19 protein-coding genes are annotated in these 19,104 nt (G+C 47.2%); 18 read left to right on the top strand and 1 reads right to left on the bottom strand.

Annotated features, from left to right (window positions below; all coding sequences use genetic code 11):
- The first annotated feature begins 32 nt into the window (after positions 1 to 32).
- From IV45_RS02770 to recN, 7 genes are read left to right on the top strand one after another with little or no spacing between them, the layout of a single operon-like run.
- Positions 33 to 884, top strand: a complete 852-nt coding sequence (locus IV45_RS02770) for a bifunctional 5,10-methylenetetrahydrofolate dehydrogenase/5,10-methenyltetrahydrofolate cyclohydrolase (RefSeq protein ID WP_057740511.1) — start codon at positions 33 to 35, stop codon at positions 882 to 884.
- A gap of 1 nt (position 885) precedes the next feature.
- Positions 886 to 2,274 (top strand): exodeoxyribonuclease VII large subunit, encoded by a 1,389-nt coding sequence (gene xseA, locus IV45_RS02765; RefSeq protein WP_057740510.1) that lies wholly within the window; start codon positions 886 to 888, stop codon positions 2,272 to 2,274.
- On the top strand, positions 2,261 to 2,596 hold the full coding sequence (locus tag IV45_RS02760; RefSeq protein ID WP_057740509.1) for an exodeoxyribonuclease VII small subunit: 336 nt from the start codon (positions 2,261 to 2,263) through the stop codon (positions 2,594 to 2,596). Before xseA ends, IV45_RS02760 begins: the two co-directional genes overlap by 14 nt.
- A 9-nt stretch (positions 2,597 to 2,605) precedes the next feature.
- Positions 2,606 to 3,478, top strand: coding sequence for a polyprenyl synthetase family protein (locus IV45_RS02755; protein ID WP_057740508.1), 873 nt, complete (start codon positions 2,606 to 2,608; stop codon positions 3,476 to 3,478).
- Positions 3,479 to 3,498: 20 nt separating this feature from the next.
- Complete coding sequence (locus IV45_RS02750; protein WP_057740506.1) at positions 3,499 to 4,329, top strand: TlyA family RNA methyltransferase; 831 nt, start codon at positions 3,499 to 3,501, stop codon at positions 4,327 to 4,329.
- On the top strand, positions 4,326 to 4,775 hold the full coding sequence (locus IV45_RS02745; protein WP_057740505.1) for an arginine repressor: 450 nt from the start codon (positions 4,326 to 4,328) through the stop codon (positions 4,773 to 4,775). Before IV45_RS02750 ends, IV45_RS02745 begins: the two co-directional genes overlap by 4 nt.
- 18 nt (positions 4,776 to 4,793) lie before the next feature.
- Positions 4,794 to 6,473, top strand: a complete 1,680-nt coding sequence (recN, locus tag IV45_RS02740) for a DNA repair protein RecN (RefSeq protein ID WP_057740503.1) — start codon at positions 4,794 to 4,796, stop codon at positions 6,471 to 6,473.
- A gap of 111 nt (positions 6,474 to 6,584) precedes the next feature.
- Here the strand turns inward: recN and IV45_RS02735 are convergent, their stop codons facing one another.
- Positions 6,585 to 6,908 carry a hypothetical protein gene (locus tag IV45_RS02735; protein ID WP_057740502.1) on the bottom strand — a complete coding sequence of 108 codons (324 nt, stop codon included), beginning with the start codon at positions 6,906 to 6,908 and terminating at the stop codon, positions 6,585 to 6,587.
- Between the two features lie 189 nt (positions 6,909 to 7,097).
- Between IV45_RS02735 and gmk the strand changes: the two genes are divergently transcribed.
- The 11 genes from gmk to IV45_RS02680 all read left to right on the top strand — a co-directional run bounded on the left by gmk (position 7,098) and on the right by IV45_RS02680 (position 19,001).
- Positions 7,098 to 7,718, top strand: a complete 621-nt coding sequence (gene gmk, locus IV45_RS02730) for a guanylate kinase (protein WP_057740500.1) — start codon at positions 7,098 to 7,100, stop codon at positions 7,716 to 7,718.
- Positions 7,715 to 7,990 carry a DNA-directed RNA polymerase subunit omega gene (gene rpoZ / locus IV45_RS02725; protein WP_057740498.1) on the top strand — a complete coding sequence of 92 codons (276 nt, stop codon included), beginning with the start codon at positions 7,715 to 7,717 and terminating at the stop codon, positions 7,988 to 7,990. The genes gmk and rpoZ overlap by 4 nt, the downstream gene beginning before the upstream one ends.
- An 84-nt stretch (positions 7,991 to 8,074) precedes the next feature.
- Positions 8,075 to 9,274 (top strand): bifunctional phosphopantothenoylcysteine decarboxylase/phosphopantothenate--cysteine ligase CoaBC, encoded by a 1,200-nt coding sequence (gene coaBC / locus IV45_RS02720; protein ID WP_057740497.1) that lies wholly within the window; start codon positions 8,075 to 8,077, stop codon positions 9,272 to 9,274.
- A gap of 13 nt (positions 9,275 to 9,287) precedes the next feature.
- Positions 9,288 to 11,711, top strand: coding sequence for a primosomal protein N' (gene priA, locus IV45_RS02715; RefSeq protein WP_057740496.1), 2,424 nt, complete (start codon positions 9,288 to 9,290; stop codon positions 11,709 to 11,711).
- Between the two features lie 28 nt (positions 11,712 to 11,739).
- Positions 11,740 to 12,690 carry a methionyl-tRNA formyltransferase gene (gene fmt / locus IV45_RS02710; RefSeq protein ID WP_191980006.1) on the top strand — a complete coding sequence of 317 codons (951 nt, stop codon included), beginning with the start codon at positions 11,740 to 11,742 and terminating at the stop codon, positions 12,688 to 12,690.
- Positions 12,683 to 14,020 carry a 16S rRNA (cytosine(967)-C(5))-methyltransferase RsmB gene (gene rsmB / locus IV45_RS02705; RefSeq protein ID WP_057740493.1) on the top strand — a complete coding sequence of 446 codons (1,338 nt, stop codon included), beginning with the start codon at positions 12,683 to 12,685 and terminating at the stop codon, positions 14,018 to 14,020. Before fmt ends, rsmB begins: the two co-directional genes overlap by 8 nt.
- A gap of 20 nt (positions 14,021 to 14,040) precedes the next feature.
- The gene (locus IV45_RS02700; protein ID WP_057740492.1) at positions 14,041 to 14,784 is read left to right on the top strand and encodes a Stp1/IreP family PP2C-type Ser/Thr phosphatase; all 744 of its coding nucleotides are present in this window, start codon (positions 14,041 to 14,043) and stop codon (positions 14,782 to 14,784) included.
- Positions 14,785 to 14,787: 3 nt separating this feature from the next.
- Positions 14,788 to 16,716, top strand: coding sequence for a Stk1 family PASTA domain-containing Ser/Thr kinase (gene pknB, locus IV45_RS02695; protein ID WP_057740491.1), 1,929 nt, complete (start codon positions 14,788 to 14,790; stop codon positions 16,714 to 16,716).
- A 12-nt stretch (positions 16,717 to 16,728) separates the two neighbouring features.
- The gene (rsgA, locus tag IV45_RS02690; RefSeq protein ID WP_057740490.1) at positions 16,729 to 17,598 is read left to right on the top strand and encodes a ribosome small subunit-dependent GTPase A; all 870 of its coding nucleotides are present in this window, start codon (positions 16,729 to 16,731) and stop codon (positions 17,596 to 17,598) included.
- Positions 17,599 to 17,614: 16 nt separating this feature from the next.
- The gene (gene rpe, locus IV45_RS02685; RefSeq protein ID WP_057740489.1) at positions 17,615 to 18,268 is read left to right on the top strand and encodes a ribulose-phosphate 3-epimerase; all 654 of its coding nucleotides are present in this window, start codon (positions 17,615 to 17,617) and stop codon (positions 18,266 to 18,268) included.
- Positions 18,269 to 18,335: 67 nt separating this feature from the next.
- Complete coding sequence (locus IV45_RS02680; protein ID WP_057740487.1) at positions 18,336 to 19,001, top strand: thiamine diphosphokinase; 666 nt, start codon at positions 18,336 to 18,338, stop codon at positions 18,999 to 19,001.
- The last annotated feature ends 103 nt before the right edge of the window (positions 19,002 to 19,104 follow it).

The following is a 19,104-nucleotide window of genomic DNA, read 5'->3' as shown; positions in this document are numbered from 1 at the left end:
AGGGGTCCTTTGTTTCATCTAAGGAGGTTCTCATGGCAACCATAATCGATGGCCGTAATTCTGCGGCAGAATTGAATGCAACTACTGCTCGGCGCGTGGCCCAGTTGAAGAAAAAAGGGATTGTTCCAGGAATCGCGGTAATTCTGGTTGGGGATGATCCAGCTAGTGTGATCTATACCCGCAACAAGGACCGTAAAGCCAAGAAACTAGGAATTCGCTCAATTCTCAAACGCTTTCCGGCGGATGCCCGTCAAGCTGAAGTGTTGGCAACCATCCAGGAGTTCAATAATGATGACCGTATCAATGCAATTTTGGTGCAGTCACCCCTGCCATCTCAATTAGATGAGACGACGCTGGTGCAAGCAATTGACCCGGCCAAAGACGTTGATGGCTTTCACCCGGTGAATGTGGGTAAATTGTACGGCAATGAAGAGGGCAACTACCCGATTCCTTGTACGCCCCGCGGCATCATGACGATGTTGAGCAAGTATCAGGTGCCGATTGCTGGTAGTAATGCCGTCATTATTGGCCGCAGCAACTTAGTAGGTAAGCCGATGCTGTCGTTATTGACCAACGCCAACGCGACGGTCACAATGCTCAACCACCTGACACCGAACCCGCAGTACTATACCCAAAATGCTGACCTCTTAATTGTCGGTGTTGGACAGCCAAACTTCATTCATGCTGCAGATGTCAAGAAGGGAGCGACCGTGATCGACGTGGGTATTAACCGTAATTCTAGTGGTCATTTGGTTGGCGACGTCGACTTTGAAGACGTTCAAAAAGTGGCCGCAAAAATTACGCCGGTTCCTGGTGGTGTTGGCCCGATGACGATTGCTAGTTTGATGGAACAGACGGTTGATTTAGCAGAGTGGAGTGAGTAATATGCCCGCAGAAAAGCCGTTAACGGTGAATCAGCTGACAAAGTATATTCGCCGTAAATTTCGGGCTGACCCGTATATTTATCAACAAAATTTTTGGTTGCAGGGTGAACTGACCAACTTCCGTTTACGCAGCCGCAACCAGTACTTTTCGTTGAAGGACGATAATGCCGACCTGCCCGACCAAGAGCTTTACCAAATTGACGCCGTAATGTTTGCTCGCGAGTTTTCATCGGTAAAGTTCAAGCCAGAAAACGGGATGAAAGTCCTGGTTTATGGGCACGTTGACGTTTATCCCAACCGTGGCTCTTACCAATTTTATGTCAGCCGAATGGAGGTTACTGGCACCGGTTCATTAGAAATTGCCTTCCGTCAGATGTACGCCAAGCTAAAGAAGGAAGGACTGTTTGACCGGCCGAAGAAAATCATTCCGCCATTTCCTAGACGAGTGGCCATCGTGACCAGCAACGATGCGGCCGTCAAGCATGATATGATTACCACTTTTCGGCGGCGGAACCCTTTGATCCAGTTGGTGTTTTATCCGACGAAAGTGCAAGGTGACGATGCCGCCCCGATGGTTGCAAAACAAATCAGACGGGTCAACCAAGACGGTAATTTTGATGTGTTGATTGTTGCCCGTGGTGGTGGTTCAAGAGCCGATCTCTGGACTTTCAATGAAGAAGTCGTTGGCCGAGCCATTGCTGATTCGATTATTCCGGTGATTTCATCTGTTGGCCACGAAGTCGATACCACCATCGCCGATCTGGCAGCGGATGATCGTGAAGCGACGCCAACTAGTGCGGCGGTGAAGGCATCTGCATGGTTGTTGGATGATGTCTTAGCTCAGTTGCAGCAGTATCAACATCAACTCTATACCGGCACGGTGAATATCCTTCGCCAGGCCCAGACACAGTTGGATGCCCTACAGAATAACTATGTTTTTAAGCAACCTGAGCGTTTATTGACTCAGTATCAGCAACAAGTTGATGATAGCAAGCAGAAATTGCAAATGGCCTTCTCAAATTTGCTGGCTGACAAGCAAGGTAATCTCCAGCAATTGCAAGCACAGTTGAATCAGAATGCGCCACGAGTTCAATTAGTTCGCGACTGGGGAAAAGTCCAGCATTTGCGCTCGCAATTAGCTGCTGGATTACAGATGAACCTGCAGAAAAAGACAGGGATTTTAGCTGGTTTGCAGCAACAGTTGCAGGCGTTGAACCCAACAACAATTTTGGCGCGCGGCTATAGTTACGTGACCCTGAAAGATAAAGTCGTCAAGAAAGTCTCGCAACTAAAGCCGGCTGATAAAGTTGTGATCCACCTGGCAGATGGAACGGCAGAAGCAGAGATTAAATTAATAAAGAAGGATGGGACAAATCATGGCAACCGCTAGAAAAAAAGTTACTTTTGAAGAACAGATGGCCCAGTTGCAAACGATCGTCAACAATTTGCAGCAAGGGGATTTGTCATTGGAAGACGCCCTAAAAAATTTCAAGGAGGGCACCAAGCTCGCTAACAAGCTGCAGACCCAATTAGACAAGTCACAAAAGACCTTAGCCCAGTTAGTGGACGAAAATGGCAATGTTAAACCGGCCGAAGAAAAAGGTGAAGACCTCGCCAATAATGGCGTTAAAAATCAAGGTTACCAATCCGAATTCGTCGACAAGGCGGATGACCAAGACGATGATGATAACCTGCCATTCAAAGATGCTTAACGAGGTGGCATGATGACAATTGCGGAATTGAAAAGATTGGTGGACCAGTATTTGGCCAAGCACCTGGCAGCCGACTGTGATCAAGCAACGCTTTATTCATCAATGCGTTACTCGCTGATGGCCGGTGGCAAACGCTTGCGGCCAACATTAACACTGGCCGTGGCGCACGCTTTGGGGCAGGAGTTGGATGAAAATGTCCAGCGGGCTGCTTGTGCAGTTGAATTGTTGCACACCTATTCTTTGATTCATGATGACCTGCCTGCGATGGATAATGATGATTTGCGGCGCTTTTTGCCGACTAACCATCGTCGTTTTGGTGCAGGAATGGCCACTCTGGCTGGTGACGGCTTGTTAACCTTAGCCTTTCAGTGGGTCAGTGAAAATGATTTGCCTGTTGAAGTTCGCTTAAAGTTGGTTCAACTGTTGTCTGAGGCTGCCGGTCCAGCCGGGATGGTGGCTGGTCAAGCAATGGATATTCATTATGAAGGTACCCAATTACCCCTTGCTCAGCTGAAAAAGTTGCATGCTAAGAAAACAGGAGCACTACTAAAATATAGTGTTCTTGCTGGTGGGGTGATTGCCCAGGCGTCTGAACAAACTTGCCAACTATTGGGACAGTTTGGTGCTCATTATGGCTTGGCCTTCCAGATCTATGATGATTTGATGGACGTCATTGGTAGTGAGGCCAAAATGGGTAAGGCTGTCCATAAAGATGCCGATGAACAAAAGAACACCTATCCGAGCCTAGTCGGTGTAGAAGGCACCAAAAAGGCATTGGACCAGGCGCTTAGTGCCGCTCGTGATGATCAGCAGCAACTGATCGCCAGCGGTGTTGGCGACTTTAAATTGTTAGACGACTTTTTGGCATATTTTCAGTATTAAACTTTATTGAAGGAAAAAAGATGAAAAAAGAACGAGTTGACGTTTTATTAGTTAAACAGGGCTTGTTTGACTCTCGTGAACAGGCTAAACGGGCTGTGATGGCCGGTGAAATCTTAGGTAAAAACAACGAACGGCTGGATAAACCGGGTCAAAAGATTCCGATTGAAACGACTTTGCATATGAAGGGTAAGAAGATGCCTTACGTTAGCCGTGGTGGTTTGAAACTGGCCAAGGCGTTAAAGGTCTTTCATATTGACGTCTCCGGATTGACGGTCTTAGACATCGGTTCATCCACTGGCGGCTTTACCGATGTCATGCTACAAGCCGGCGCCAAATTAAGCTATGCCTTAGACGTGGGTACCAATCAGCTGGTCTGGCAACTGCGTGAGGATCCCCGGGTGGTGGTAATGGAACAAACTAATTTCCGTTACAGCAAGCTGGAAGACTTCACTCACGGTCAGCCGGAATTTGCCTCAATTGATGTTTCCTTTATTTCGTTGAGTATGATTCTGCCACCACTGGCTCATATTTTGAAACAAGGCGGATCGGTGGTTGCCTTGATCAAGCCGCAGTTTGAAGCCGGTCGCGATCATGTTGGCAAAAACGGGATCATTCATAAACGATCGACTCACGAAGCGGTATTGCAACACGTTTTGCAGTTTGCATTGGAGGACCATTTTGATGTTTTGGCCTTGGATTACTCACCAATCAAGGGTGGTCAAGGTAACATAGAATTCCTAGTGCACCTGCGTTTAAGCGATTCGACCGGGAAGATGGACCCATCGGTAAACATCAATGAGGTAATCGATCGCGCCTATGAGGATTTGAAAGGTAAGGGACAGAATAAATGAAAAAAGCTATCCGTCAAGCCAAAATAAAAGATTTAATTGCTAATCAGCAGGTTGAGCGCCAAGAAGATATGGTGCGTTTGCTGCAAGAAGAAGGCATTCAAGTTACTCAAGCAACGGTATCCCGAGACATTAAGGAAATGCAGCTGGTGAAGGTGCCCAGTGTGGGCGGCGGTTACCATTACAGTCTGCCCATTCAGCAGGGCGGGAACCGGAGCAACCAATTAGTTGACACACTGAAGCATGGCTTGATTTCCCTGAAGCGCTCCGATCGTTTCCTCTCATTAGCGTTGAAGCCAGGCAACGGTCCGGTCGCTGCCATGTTGATTAAACAGATGAATTATCCGGAAGTGTTTACGGCAATTGGTGACGACACCAGTGTGCTGGTGGTTTGTCAATCAGCAGCTGATGCTATTGCCTTTGAGCGTAAACTGACTTCGTTACAATAAAGAAGAGGAGGGTTTGCTGTGCTCCAGGAATTAACGATTGATGATTTAGCGATTATTCCGCACTTGTCACTTGATTTTGATGACCACATGACGGTGTTGACCGGTGAAACTGGTGCCGGTAAATCTATCATCATTGATGCAGTGAGCCTCTTAGCTGGTCGGCGTGGATCACAGGAATTGATCCGTAAGGGTAGCGATAAGTTAGAGGTCCAAGGACAATTCACACTTCCCAATCGTCCAGCTTACTTGCAGGAACTGGATGATTTAGGCATCAACCATGATGACGGGGTCCTGATCATTTCACGGACAATTCACCGCAGTGGCCGTAACACAATCCGGGTCAATGGAACGCTGATTAATACCACTGTCCTCAAGAAGATCGGTAGTGCCTTAGTCGATATTCAGGGACAAAACGACAGTCAGCGGCTCTTGCAGCCAGATCAGCACCTAGAAATGCTCGATCAATTTGCCGGGGCTGACTTGCTCAACTTGAGAGAAAAGTACCAGTCTCTTTACCAACGTTATTCACAAGTGAAGGCAACCCTGGAAAAAAAGCAGGCTAACGAGCAGCAATGGGCGCAACGGCTTGACATGCTGCGCTACCAGGTCAAGGAAATTGCAGATGCACAGCTGAAGCCGGATGAGGAAGAACAGCTGACCACCCAGCGTGACCGACTGGAACATTTTCAGCAAATCAACCAAACCTTGCAGGATGTGATCACCGTGCTGAATGGTGATGAAGGTGCACCAGTGTTAGACCAACTGGCTTCACTGATGGATGCTACCAGTCAGATTAGTCAGTTTGACGACCAGTATGATGATTTGGCGAAGAGCATTACTGATTCATACTATAATCTGCAAGACGCTGCTAACCAGGCAGGACATGAACTGGATAATTTGGCTTATGACGATGGCCTATTGCAACAGATTAACGATCGGCTGACGTTGATTGGGGACCTCGAACATAAGTATGGTGATTCGCTAACCGATGTCTTGAATTACTATGATCAAATCAAGAAAGAGCTGGCTAAGATGGAAGGCGCGGCTGACTCAAATGATGACTTAGAGCAGCAGTTGCAGGATTTAACTAAGCAATTAAGCGAATTGGCCGGCCAGCTGCATACGATGCGGGTGAAAGCTGCTAGTCAACTGGAACGCAAAGTCCATACTCAATTGAGCGACCTGTATATGGATAAAGCGGTTTTTGAAGTTAAGTTCAAAGCAAAAGACCAGCTCACATTTACCCCAACTGGCCAGGACAACGTCGAATTCTATATTCAAACCAACCCTGGCGAACGGTTGGGACCATTAGTCCGAATCGTATCTGGTGGTGAATTATCACGGGTAATGCTCGCTTTGAAGACCATCTTTGCCCGTGTCGAAGGTGTGACGAGTATTATTTTTGACGAAGTGGATACTGGGGTCAGCGGTCGAGTGGCTCAAGGGATTGCTGATAAGATCAAGCTGATTGCGGCTAATTCGCAAGTTCTGTGTATCACGCATTTGCCACAAGTTGCGGCAGTTGCTCAGCACCACTTCTTGATTAGCAAACACCTGCAAAAGCAACGGACGGTGACGGAAGTTAAACACCTGAACAATCAAGAACGAGTCGATGAATTGGCCCGGATGCTTGCTGGAGAAAAAATTACGAAGTTAACACGCGAACACGCGCAAGAATTATTGGATATGGCACATTAAACTAAAAGCAGGCGTACTGATTGACGACCTTAGAGTTGGAGCGTGACTTTAAGGGTGAAAATCAAGTAACCTGCTTTTTATGATTCTTATACTAACCGAATGGCAGAAATGTTAACCAGCGATGTAACGCAACTGGTCTAAACGAAAAATGTAAGTAAGATTGCGGGCAGTGACACAAAAACGTCCATGGTCGATGGGGTGAACTAACCCACGGATGTTAATGGTGTGACCTTCGTCAGTAACAGGGTCTAATTGAAGAAAGACGGGGCGTTTGGCTTCAATGGCCTTCTTTAAGAAAAGGCGACGCTGAAATAGTGGTTCAACGGGCAGCAATTGAACTTCGTCGTCTGTTTGTGGAGCTGGATCAAAGAAATCTTGGAAATAGTTTGCTAAGCGGTTGTTGCGTGAAAAAAGTGATTGTGCCGACATTTGCATAAGAATCGTCCTCCCGAACATTTGTTTGCATTCTTAGTATACCGAACACATGTTCAAGAATGCAAGGATTTTCTTTCGGCAAAGGTGTGAAAATACAGCTGAAATATCTGGGATGACTTGAATTAACGGCGTTTTTAAGGCACAATATTAATAATACTTTTCTGATATAAACGAGGGGAAAGCTTAGTTATGACAAAACGTGGAATGTTGATTGTTCTTTCGGGACCTTCCGGTGTTGGTAAGGGGACAGTGCGCAAGGCCCTGTTTAGCCAGCCTGGCAATGATTTTCAGTATTCAATCTCGATGACGACGCGGAAGCCGCGCCCAGGCGAGAAGAATGGTGTTGATTACTTCTTTGTCAGCAAAGAGGAGTTTGAGAAGAACATTCAGAGTGGTCAGATGCTGGAATATGCCAAGTATGTTGACAACTATTACGGCACCCCATTAAAGTATATTGATGAGACTTTGGCTTCAGGCAAGGATGTATTCTTGGAAATCGAAGTCAATGGTGCAATGCAGGTTCGTTCCAAGCGGCCAGATGGCGTCTTCATTTTCTTGACCCCACCGGACTTAATGGAACTCAAACACCGCCTCATTCATCGTGGAACTGACAGTATGGAAGTGATCAATAAGCGGATCCACAAGGCTGTTGGTGAAATTGAAATGATGCAGAATTATGACTATGCAGTCGTTAATGACACCGTCGACAATGCCGTTGAAAAGATTAAGGGCATCATTAAGACAGAACGGTTGCGTGTCCAAAGGGTAATGCCTGATTACTTAGAGATGTTAGGAGATTCGAAAAAATGATTTTATTTCCTTCAGTTGATGAATTACTCAAGCGGGTCGATTCTCGTTACTCATTAATCATGTTGGCCAGCAAGCGTGCTCATGAAATTGATAAGTACTTCCGTGATAAGTGGGATGCTGATCATGGTGACAAGCCGGTAAACATGGAAGGTGACAAGCCGTTACTGCTTGACCACTACAAGTCCGCTAAGTCAGTCGGCATGGCACTCGAAGAAATTGAAGCGGGGAAGGTCACTATTGACCCTGACCACACCGAAGATAAACAGGATTAATCCTGGCTATAAGTCAGGCATACGGGAGCTGGGTATTGCCTAGCCCCGTTTTTATTTCTCCACTTTTAATAAAAGGAGGCTCTTATGGCTCATATCACGATTTTCGTCACCGGCAGCATTGCCGCTTACAAAACGGTTTATCTGCTGCGGCAACTGCAAAAAGATGGGCATCAAGTCCGCGTTGCAATGACCAGTGCGGCCACTAAGTTTGTTGGTGTCGATACCTTTGCTTCCTTGACTCACCAGCCAGTATTAACCAATTTGTTTGACCAAAACGACGGAAAAATTGGCCATATTGAATTGGCTGACTGGACCGACTTAGCCATCGTAGCCCCTGCGAGTGCGGATGTTATTGCAAAAATGGCAAATGGAATCGCCGATGACGCGGTGACCAGCACGCTTTTAGCAGTTCATGCGCCAACAATTGTCGTCCCAGCAATGAATTCTCATATGTGGGAAAAAGATGCAACGCAACGAAATTTACGTTTATTAAAAACAGATGGCTATTTAGTTATGGATCCAGCTTTTGGACAACTGGCTGAAGGATATGCCGGCAAGGGTCGATTCCCAGAGCCGAATGTGATTGCTCAATTTGTCGAAAAGCAGCTTGATAGTCAAGAAGGGCCGTTAGCCGGTCGTAAAATCCTGGTAACTGCTGGTGGTACCCTTGAATACATTGACCCAGTTCGTTTTATCGGTAATCGTTCTTCTGGCAAAATGGGACTAGCCATCGCTAAAGCCGCTCTTATGATGGGTGCCAACGTGACCTTAATTGCGGGTACGATGTCGGTTCCCGTCCCTGAAAATTCGCGTTTGCAGACTATTCGGGTTCGCACGACTGAAGAAATGTTAGAGCAAGTTGACCAGCAATTTGCCGATTGTGATGCCTTGGTGATGGCGGCGGCAATTGCTGACTTTAAGCCACAACAGATGGCGGATGAAAAGATCAAGAAGCATGCGGGTGAAAACACCTGGACTCTGCATCTTAGCACTACCCCAGATATTTTGAAGCGGATGGGTGAGAAGAAACAGTCACAGCTGGTGATTGGTTTTGCGGCAGAAACGCAGGATTTATTGACCAACGCTCAGCATAAACTGGCCAGCAAACATGCGGATATGATTGTTGCAAACGATGTGGCCAAAGCAGGCAGTGGCTTTGGGGTCGACACTAATCAAGTCACTATTCTGCAACCCCATCAGGAGCCGGATGCTTGGCCACTGTTGTCCAAAGACGCGGTTGCCCAGCGGCTGATGAGATTAGTCGTGAAGGAATTGTCAAAATAAGGAGGAGTAAGCGATGCCGGAATTAGCGCAAGTGATTGTTGATGTACCAACAATGCAGACTAATCGTCCATATACTTATCAAATTCCGGACCGCCTATCCCACCAAGTTAAGATTGGCATGCGGGTAATCGTCCCGTTTGGCAAGGGCCAGCGGGAAGTACAAGGATTTATCGTTGGCTTGGATGAGCCGACTTCATATGATGGTCAACTGAAACCCTTATCCGGTTTAATGGATCTGACGCCCGTAGTGAACCCAGAGTTGCTCGAGCTGAGCAAATGGATGGCCGACGATACCTACTCATTTTGGATTTCTTGTATTTATACGATGCTGCCCAATGTGCTGAAGGCTCAGTCCAAACGAGTCGTAAGGATTGTCGATGAAATTGACGAGCAGACCAGCCTGAATTTATTTAAGGGTGGTGATGAGCTGGATTTTGCTGATGTCCAAAATGACCCGGATGCTGTCAGTCAATTGCTGAAATTGAGAAGAGCGGGCAAGATTCGCTTTGAGTACCAGGTAGTTGACCGGGCCAAAGTCAAGATGGTAACCACCATCACACCGGCCATGGACTTTTTGCAGCTTGAAGATGTACTGCATGATTTGCGCAAAAATGCCAAAGTTCAGCAACGCCTAGCTGCCTACCTGCAGAACCTTCAGGGACATACTGTGACTTTAATGCAAGCAGAGAAGGAGAGCGGTTTAAACAGTGCTGCTTTCAGCATGGGTATGAAGAAGGGCTGGCTGAAAAAGGGCCAGATTGAACGTTATCGAATCCCTGATTCAGGGCGGGTTCCTAGCGAACGTGAACTGACTAAGCCCTTAAAATTGACCCATGACCAGGAACAGGTTTTGGCACCAGTCGTCAAAGACATCGATCAAGAACAGGCGCAGACGTTTCTCTTGCGTGGTGTCACTGGCAGCGGCAAGACTGAAGTATACTTGCACGCAATTGCCCATGCCTTAAAGAAGGGCCAATCCGCTCTCTTGCTAGTACCAGAAATTTCGTTAACTCCGCAAATTGTTGACCAGGTGCGTGGCCGCTTTGGCAAACAAGTGGCCGTTATTCACTCTGCTTTATCTAGCGGGGAACGTTATGATGAATGGCGGCGAATCGAGCGCGGAGAGGCATCTGTCGTGGTTGGCGCGCGTTCAGCTGTTTTTGCGCCCTTAAAAAACATCGGCATCATCATTATGGATGAGGAACATGAAAGCAGTTATAAGCAAGATGACGTGCCGCGTTACCATGCCCGCAAAGTGGCAAAATGGCGGAGTCGCTACCATCACTGTCCCTTATTATTGGGTTCGGCCACTCCGAGTTTGGAAAGTTATGCGCGGGCCATGGCAGGTAATTATCAACTACTAACTTTGGCTCACCGGATCAACCAACAACCGTTACCCCCAATCCAGGTAATTGACATGCGTCCTGAGATTCAGGCCCGTGGGGAGAGCAACTTCTCAACTGAATTACTGAGCGCGTTAAATGATCGCTTGCAAAAGCACGAACAGAGTATTTTGATGTTGAACCGGCGTGGCTTTTCATCATTTATGATGTGCCGGTCGTGTGGTTACGTATTGAAGTGTCCTAATTGTGACATTTCGTTGACCATGCATTTGGACACGCATACGATGAAATGCCATTATTGTGGTCATGAGGAGCCGATCCCATCGGTTTGTCCCAATTGTCATAGTCGGCAAATTCGTTATTATGGCACGGGCACCGAAAAAGTCGCGATGGAACTGCATCACTTGTTGCCGCAAGCACGGGTGATCCGCATGGATGTTGATACTACCCGGCGCAAGGGGATGCATGGAAAACTGTTACGGGAATTTGGCAATCATGAAGCCGATATCTTGCTGGGTACGCAAATGATTGCCAAAGGCCTGGACTTCCCCAACGTGACCTTAGTCGGCGTGTTAAATGCAGATACTGGCTTGGACATTCCCGATTTTCGGGCCAGTGAACGGACATTTGACTTGCTGTCACAAGTGAGTGGCCGAGCTGGCCGGGCAGATAAAAAGGGGCAGGTGATCATCCAGACCTTTAACCCTGATAACTATGCGATTCGGTTGGCTCAGGCTCATGATTATGATCATTTCTTTGCCACAGAAATGAATATTCGCTCACAGGCGGGCTATCCGCCGTATTTCTATACGGTTAAACTGATGGCCAGCCACCCTGAGGAAAAAGAGGCCGCTAAAGTTATTTATGATTTGAAGGCGCACTTAACGGGACTGGCAAAGGATACAATCATTCTTGGACCAACACCCCGAGCTATTGCGCGACTAAAGCGACGGTATTATTATCAAATTATTATCAAGTATCGCCACGACCCTGCTTTGCATCAATGTTTGACAAAAATGTTACAATACGCTCAGCAGCAATATCCGCGCGATGTGGAATTAGTGATTGATCCAGACCCGCAATACTTCTTGTAATGAAACCTTGAAACGGAGGTTATAGATAATGACAACAATTGTATTTATGGGGACACCGGAATTTGCGGTGCCAATTTTAGAGGCACTGGTTGACGCTCCACAATACGAAATTCAGGCAGTGTTGACCCAACCAGACCGTCCGGTGGGCCGCAAACATACACTGACTGAATCACCAGTGAAAGTGTTTGCTAAAGAGCATGGCCTGAAAGTTTTACAACCACAAAAACTATCCGGCAGTCCTGAGATGCAAACTGTTATTGATCTACAACCTGACTTGATGATCACAGCTGCCTATGGTCAATTTTTGCCGACCAAAATGTTGGCGGCTGCCAAGATTGCGGCAATTAATGTGCATGGTTCGCTCCTGCCTAAGTATCGTGGTGGAGCACCAATTCAGTATGCTGTCATGAATGGTGATAAGGAAACAGGTGTGACCATCATGCACATGGTCAAGAAGATGGATGCAGGCGATATCATTGCCCAGCAAACTGAGCCAATCACCAAGGACGATGATAGCGGCACGATGTTTAAGAAATTAAGTTTGGTTGGCCGCGATCTCTTGATGAAGACTTTGCCACAAATCATTGATGGCACTGCTCCATCCATTAAGCAGGATGAGAGTAAGGTTGTCTTCTCACCAAACATTAAACCTGAAGAAGAACGAATTGATTACCAACTGCCGGCGGACCGTATCGATGACTTGGTACGGGGCCTCCGTCCAGACCCGGTCGGCAATATGATCCTCGATAATCAGCGGACGAAGATTTATGATGTGACCCCATTGAAGGAAGGAACATCACTGGAACCCGGGAAAGTCGTACGGGTTGATAAGCATACGCTAGTAATTTCGGCTGGTGATGGTACGACTTACCAGATCAATCGTTTGCAGCCGGCAGGTAAGTCGGTGATGGATATCACTGCCTACCTGAACGGCCACCAAAATCTGCAACCAGGAGTAACTGCAATTACCGATGACTAAATCAATCACAACTACGCCCCGTTATCTTGCTTTGGCCGTATTGGACCGAGTACAGCGGGGCGCTTATTCTAACCTGCAATTAAATAGCAGCCTGCAGAAGGCCAACAACGATGCCGATCGGCGCCTGATCACTAATCTGGTGTATGGGGTCCTGCAACATCGCCTTACTTTGGATTATTACCTGGCACCACTGGTTCACCAGAATTTGGACGACTGGGTGCATGCACTCTTGTTGATGTCTGTGTACCAGTATCAGTATTTAGACCGGGTGCCTGCTTGGGCGGTGACCAACGAAGCCATTAAGATCGCTCGTTTTCGTGGCAATGCCGGGATTCGGCGTTTTGTTACCGGGGTCTTACATGCTTATCTGAAGCAAGGGCCGCGAGACTTAAAAGCAATCACTGATCCGATCCAGTACTGGTCAATCAAGGAGAGTGTGCCAGAATGGCTGGTTAAGGAACTGGAAAAACAGTATGGCAAAACGCAGATGATGGCCATTCTCTCGTCCATTAATCAACCCGCCAAAATCTCGGTGCGGGTTAACACGTCCCATCTTAATGTTGACGCTGCTCAAGCACAATTGGCTAAGGAAGGAATTGAAACGACACCGAGCAAAGTTGCCCAAGATGGCTTGATTGTCGACAAGGGTGACCTTTTGCATTCAGCAGCCTTTCAGAATGGCTTAGTGACCGTGCAAGATGAAAGTGCCATGCTGGCCGTTGAAGCAATGCAACTGAATGGTGATGAAACAGTCTTAGATGCCTGCGCAGCGCCAGGTGGTAAGACTGGGCAGATTGCAGCCTGCTTGGCTAAGGGTAAGGGCCGAGTTACCGCTTTGGACATTCATCCCCATAAGGTGCAACTGATTATGAAAAACATGCAGCGGCTGGGATTGGCAGAAGTTGTTGATGCTCAGGCACTGGATGCGCGGAAGGTGGATTCGACCTTTGCTGATGAAAGTTTTGATCGCATTTTGGTTGATGCGCCATGCTCTGGAATCGGTCTCATGCGCCGTAAACCGGAAATTCGTTATGACAAGACTTTAGCTGACAGTCAGCATTTGCATAAAATTCAGTTGGCAATCTTGCGTGCAATCGCCCCGAAAGTCAAAAAAGGCGGTATAATTACTTACAGCACGTGCACTATTTTAGGGCAGGAAAATGATGCGACAGTTCAAGCATTTTTAAAAGAGCAGTCATCATTTAAGCTGTTAAAAGTGAAAACCAAACGTGCGATTAAGTCTGACCGTCATTCAGATACACTCACGATCTTGCCGAGTGATTACGGTTCTGATGGTTTCTTCATCGCGTCCTTAAAGCGCATGAAGTAATAATTTATTGGGAGACACTCATGATTACAGCCTATCAAACTGACATTGGAAAGCAGCGCTCTGAAAATCAGGATCGCGTGAACGTGTATAAGCATGATGACCGCATTTTAGCGATCATCGCTGATGGAATTGGTGGCAATCGCAGTGGCGATGTCGCCGCCCAATTAACCGTTAAATTTATCGGTCAGCATTTCCAAGCGAGTGCACCGAAGAACGTTAAACATGCCAAAAAGTGGTTTATCGATCAGGTGCAGTTAGCTAACCAATTAGTATTGAAAAAATCTACTGAAAGTTATCTTTACCAAGGAATGGGCACTACGCTGGTGGCGGCCATTATTTTCCCAAACAATCAATTAGTAATTGCCAACATCGGTGACAGTCGTGGCTACTTATTCCACGATCAGTACTTAACCCAGATTACCAATGACCACTCCTTAGTAAACGAATTAGTCAAAAAAGGTGACATGTCTGAGCGTGATGCGCGGCTTTCTCCGCAGAACAACATCATCACGCGGGCGATTGGTGTTTCCTATGATGCACAAGCGGATGTCAACGCTTTTCCATTCAAGATGGGTGATCAGCTGTTATTATGCAGTGATGGTTTGTCAAAAATGCTGTCGAACCAAGAAATGAAGACAGTGTTAACCAATGATTCGCTTGATTTAGGAAGTAAATGTCAAACGCTTATCCACATGGCCAATGAGGCTGGTGGACCGGACAATGTGACCGTCTTAATTAGTTTGAACGACCAAGAGAGGCAATAATACATGGAACCCGGATACAAACTAGGTAGTCGTTACCAGATTATTCGACCACTTGGTGAGGGCGGGATGGCAAATGTTTATCTTGCACGCGACTTAGTATTAGATAAGGAAGTCTCTGTCAAATTACTGCGTTTGGATCTGCGTGATGATCCGCAGACCAAGCGGCGTTTCCAGCATGAAGCCACAGCTGCGACACGTTTAAATGATCCACACATCGTTGGTATTTACGATGTTGGTGAGGATCATGGCATGCAATTCATGGTCATGCAGTATGTTAAAGGGACCGATCTGAAACAATATATCAGTAAGCATTTCCCAATTCCGCTGGCGCAAGTGATCGACATCATGGAACAGGTTTTGTCGGCCGTGGAAGCAGCTCACGAGCATGGTATTATTCACCGTGATTTGAAGCCACAAAACATCCTGATTGACGAAAATAAAAACGTTAAAATTACCGACTTTGGAATTGCAACGGCCAGTTCGGAAAATACAATGACCCAAACCAATACGGTGATGGGCTCAGTTCACTACCTGTCGCCTGAACAGGCACGGGGCAGTGTGGCCACAAAACGCTCCGATATTTATTCTTTGGGGATTATTCTGTTTGAATTGCTGACTGGCAAGGTACCGTTTGAGGGTGAAAATGCGGTTTCGATTGCGATCAAGCACTTCCGCTCACAAATTCCTTCGGTACGGGCAATTAACCCTAATATTCCACAAGCACTAGAGAATGTTGTGATTAAGGCTACTGCCAAAGACCCGCAGCAGCGTTATGCTTCGGCGGCTGAGATGGGGTCAGACTTAAAGACTAGTCTGGATCCTTCACGGGCCAATGAAAAGCCGTTAGTGATTAACGACCATGACAATGATGAAACGAAGGTTTTGAGCGTCAAGGATATGCATGAGCAGGCCCAAAACCAAGATCATCAGGAGCATTCAGACGCTGAAAAGCAGTCAGATGAAAACGATCAGCAGCAGTCTAATCCAAAGCATACAGGACATAAATTCAGCAAGCGGTGGTTGATTGGCACAGCGGCGGGCTTAATCGTCTTAGCCGGTGGTGCTGGCTATTACTTTAACCGGCCGATCGCCGTGCCTAATTTGGAGAACCAGACAGCCGTCCAGGCGCAGAACACCTTGAGAAAGCGGCACTTACGTCTTGGCAACATCACTCGGACACATAGTCGAACGGTCGCGAAGGGCAAGATCGTCCGCGTTGCGAGTCCTGACAAGCTGAAATTCGGCCAAGAAGTGAATGTCGTCGTGAGCGACGGAGTCACCAGCTGGAAGATGGCCGATTATGTCGGTAATGATTATGATTCAACGGCTGCCGACCTGCGTGATCGTGGCTTCACGGTCAAGAAGAAAGAAAAGTATTCAGATTCCGCATCCAAGGGCGAAATCTTAAAGCAAAACATTAGTGCTGGTTCAACCGTCAAGCCGAGTGATAAACCGGTTGTGCTGACTGTTAGTGCGGGTAAAAAGGCTGTCAAGATTCCTAATTTCCGGAACAAAGACATAAGCGATGTCCAGTCCTTTGCCAACAAGCACCATTTGCAACTGACGGTTACCAACAAACATTCTGATTCGGTGCCAACAAACCACGTGATCAAGCAAACACCGAAGAAGGGTTCGAAGCTCAATGAGGGCGATACGCTGACGGTCCAGGTCGCCAGTTCAGGTAACCAGATGCGGACCACCAATATTCAGATTAATATCCCGTTTGATGGCAATGGTGGACGTAAGGAAAATCGGGTTCAGGTTTATATCGCTGATGCTTACCATAACCTGACGATGGAATACCAAGACATTACTATTAATCAAGAAACTACGATCAACGTGCCATTTACGCTTCGTGAAAACCAATACGGTGCCTACAAAGTGATTCGGAACGGCCGGGCGATCATGAGTGCAACCAACATTACCGGTTAAGGGAGGTCAAACTTGCAGACTGGAACAATTCAACAATCATTAAGCGGTTTTTATGACATTTATAGCGATGGCCAAATCTACCGGACCCGCGCGCGGGGGAATTTCCGCAAGCGTGGGATTAAACCGGTTGTGGGCGACCATGTCGAGTTTGAAAATGGTTATTTGCTGAAAGTGTTGCCGCGGCGCAATTCTTTGCAACGGCCGTTAGTAGCCAATATCGACACGGCAGTCATCGTGACGGCCGCTGCCCAGCCGGCTTTTTCAGCCAACTTGCTTGACCGGCAGCTAATCGCACTTGAATTGCAACAGATTCGGCCGGTGATCTATTTCTCCAAGACCGACTTGTTGAGTCCCGACGAATGGCAGCAAATCCAGCAGGTGGCCGGTGATTATCGAAAAATCGGCTACCAGGTGTTTGCAAGCCGTGATCCATTCAACGCCGATCAACTATCGTCTTTGTTGGCTAACTTGAAGAATCAGACGGTGACGATGATGGGGCAAACTGGTGCCGGTAAGTCCACACTTTTGAACCATTTGGACCCCCAGTTGGATCTGGCAACCGGCGAAATTTCGAATGCCTTGAAGCGTGGTCGGCACACGACGCGTAAGGTGATGTTGTTGCAGGTTGGTCAGGCACTCGTCGCTGACACACCGGGATTTTCTTCCTATGAGGACTTTGCGATGACTCCGCAACAACTGGCCGCTTGCTTCCCTGAAATGGTTGCGTTGGCGCCAGAATGCAAGTTTCGTGGCTGCTTACATTTAAAAGAACCGGGCTGTGCGGTGAAAAGTGCCGTCAAAAATGCTAAAATAAGACAGTCAAGGTATGATAACTACGTTCAGTTTCAAACACTGTTGCGTGAACAAAAACCAAAATATTGAAATGAGGTAATTATTTATGATCAAAGTTGCACCTTCTATTTTGAGTGCTGACTACATGCATCTGCAGCATGATATCGAACGCGTTGAAAAGGGTGGCGCAGACCTGTTGCACATCGATATCATGGATGGAACCTTTGTACCTAACATTTCTTTCGGCCCAGGCTTTGTAAAGGCAATTCGGCCAATCACTAACTTGACTTTGGACTGCCACTTGATGGTGGAACACCCAGAACACCTGCTGCCAAGCTTCATTGACGCCGGTGCTGACATTATTGGTGTCCAAGTTGAAGCTACCCAGCACATTCACCGTGCTCTGCAAATTATCAAGAACGGTGGGGTTAAGGCTGAAGTTGTCATCAACCCAGGTACGCCAGTTATGATGATTGAACCAGTTCTGTCAATGGTTGACCAAGTTCTGGTTATGACCGTTAACCCAGGCTTTGGTGGTCAAAAGTTCCTGCACTCCACGGTTGAAAAGATTGCTCAACTTGACCAAATCAAGAAGGACCGTGGCTACAACTTCGACATCGAAGTCGATGGTGGTGTCAACTACAAGACAGTTGTTGATTGCTACAAGGCCGGCGCAACGGTCGCTGTTGCCGGTTCATACGTTTACGTAGCTAACGATCCTGCAGACCGGATCAAGACCTTGAAGGAAGCTACTAAATAGTCAAGGTTGATAGTTTTTCAAAGGGCTGGCAATTACCAGCCCTTTTGTCATACAGAAAGGATTTATCATGAAGGTGATTAACCTGATGGTGGGTGGCCCCGTTGATATGATTCCGCCCCAGTCAGCATTAGTAGCGCAGGTTGGCAAGTGGATTGGGGTCGATTATGGCGCCACCTACCTGTTGAAACAGGGGATTGTGCCGGTCATGGCGCTGGGTGATTTTGATTCAACTTCGGCCACTGAATTGGCGACCCTCAAGCAAAAAGTCGCGGCTGTCCGGGTATTTGAAAACAAAACGGAGCATACCGATACTCAATTAGGGGTGCTGGCGGCGCTGCATGAATTTCAACCCGACCAGATCAATATCTATGGAGCCACTGGCGGCCGCCTCGACCAGTTGTTAGCCAACCTTTTCTTGCCTTTGCAAGCGGCTTATCGTCCTTACTTGCGGCGGCTCAACTTCATTGATAAAGAAAATCATGTGAGCTTTTATGGGCCGGGCAACTATGCAATTCAAAAGCGGGCCGAAATGCGGTACTTAGCCTTTGTCAACCTGGTCCCGTGCACAGGGTTGAATCTGCCGGATGAGAAGTATCCTTTGCATGATTTTGACTCACAGATTCCGTTTTGCTGGTCGAGCAATGAGTTTAACGGACCGGTCAACCATTTTTCGTTAAAGACGGGAATTGTGGCTGTAATCCAAAGTGTTGACCAGCAGCATGGCAATGATTAATGCTGTCAAGGAAATTTACTTGAAAGAAAATCTTGCATTGCGCCGCCTGCTATGGTAAATTATTTAGGTGAGTTACAGCGCATTGCGCTACGAAATGTTTGAT

This window comes from Limosilactobacillus secaliphilus, assembly GCF_001437055.1.
Classification (GTDB): Bacteria; Bacillota; Bacilli; order Lactobacillales; family Lactobacillaceae; genus Limosilactobacillus; species Limosilactobacillus secaliphilus.
This window is presented reverse-complemented; position numbering and strand designations above follow the sequence as displayed.

Excerpts from the sequence above, each read along its gene's own strand:
- priA (WP_057740496.1), top strand. The coding sequence starts at position 9,288 with ATGCCGGAATTAGCGCAAGTGATTGTTGATGTACCAACAATGCAGACT.
- IV45_RS02680 (WP_057740487.1), top strand. The coding sequence starts at position 18,336 with ATGAAGGTGATTAACCTGATGGTGGGTGGCCCCGTTGATATGATTCCG.
- xseA (WP_057740510.1), top strand. The coding sequence starts at position 886 with ATGCCCGCAGAAAAGCCGTTAACGGTGAATCAGCTGACAAAGTATATT.
- pknB (WP_057740491.1), top strand. The coding sequence starts at position 14,788 with ATGGAACCCGGATACAAACTAGGTAGTCGTTACCAGATTATTCGACCA.
- IV45_RS02755 (WP_057740508.1), top strand. The coding sequence starts at position 2,606 with ATGATGACAATTGCGGAATTGAAAAGATTGGTGGACCAGTATTTGGCC.
- coaBC (WP_057740497.1), top strand. The coding sequence starts at position 8,075 with ATGGCTCATATCACGATTTTCGTCACCGGCAGCATTGCCGCTTACAAA.
- IV45_RS02770 (WP_057740511.1), top strand. The coding sequence starts at position 33 with ATGGCAACCATAATCGATGGCCGTAATTCTGCGGCAGAATTGAATGCA.
- IV45_RS02760 (WP_057740509.1), top strand. The coding sequence starts at position 2,261 with ATGGCAACCGCTAGAAAAAAAGTTACTTTTGAAGAACAGATGGCCCAG.
- rpe (WP_057740489.1), top strand. The coding sequence starts at position 17,615 with ATGATCAAAGTTGCACCTTCTATTTTGAGTGCTGACTACATGCATCTG.
- fmt (WP_191980006.1), top strand. The coding sequence starts at position 11,740 with ATGACAACAATTGTATTTATGGGGACACCGGAATTTGCGGTGCCAATT.
- rsmB (WP_057740493.1), top strand. The coding sequence starts at position 12,683 with ATGACTAAATCAATCACAACTACGCCCCGTTATCTTGCTTTGGCCGTA.
- IV45_RS02700 (WP_057740492.1), top strand. The coding sequence starts at position 14,041 with ATGATTACAGCCTATCAAACTGACATTGGAAAGCAGCGCTCTGAAAAT.
- rpoZ (WP_057740498.1), top strand. The coding sequence starts at position 7,715 with ATGATTTTATTTCCTTCAGTTGATGAATTACTCAAGCGGGTCGATTCT.
- IV45_RS02745 (WP_057740505.1), top strand. The coding sequence starts at position 4,326 with ATGAAAAAAGCTATCCGTCAAGCCAAAATAAAAGATTTAATTGCTAAT.
- IV45_RS02750 (WP_057740506.1), top strand. The coding sequence starts at position 3,499 with ATGAAAAAAGAACGAGTTGACGTTTTATTAGTTAAACAGGGCTTGTTT.
- IV45_RS02735 (WP_057740502.1), bottom strand. The coding sequence starts at position 6,908 with ATGCAAATGTCGGCACAATCACTTTTTTCACGCAACAACCGCTTAGCA.
- gmk (WP_057740500.1), top strand. The coding sequence starts at position 7,098 with ATGACAAAACGTGGAATGTTGATTGTTCTTTCGGGACCTTCCGGTGTT.